The sequence below is a fragment of the Lactiplantibacillus garii genome, assembly GCF_003885105.1.
Classification (GTDB): Bacteria; Bacillota; Bacilli; order Lactobacillales; family Lactobacillaceae; genus Lactiplantibacillus; species Lactiplantibacillus garii.
This window is the reverse complement of record NZ_QWZQ01000150.1, coordinates 1-290: the sequence shown is the minus strand read 5'-3', so window position 1 is coordinate 290 and position 290 is coordinate 1. Positions and strand designations below refer to the sequence as shown.

The following is a 290-nucleotide window of genomic DNA, read 5'->3' as shown; positions in this document are numbered from 1 at the left end:
GTTCCCCCATTTGCAGAAAAAGTACTGACAAATACCACATTTAATAATATATTGAGAATACCGCCTAAATAGTACGGAAGCGAAAATCTTTTATACTGTCCTTTCGCTAACATATATTGGTTGGAGAATACACCGCCATATGATATAAAAATGACTATCAGACTGACCCAATACATGTTATTTGCCATACTGGCAAAACTATCTCCATAGTACCAATTTACAAAATTACTTGAATTGACCATCAACAACGAAGTGAAAAACAAGGCTACGATTAATGTATAGTTTAGCGA

1 pseudogene is annotated in these 290 nt (G+C 34.1%); it reads right to left on the bottom strand.

The features are described from left to right. Positions 1-188 (bottom strand): annotated as a pseudogene (locus D1831_RS14785) (oligosaccharide flippase family protein); the annotation flags it as partial. Positions 189-290 lie beyond the last annotated feature (102 nt).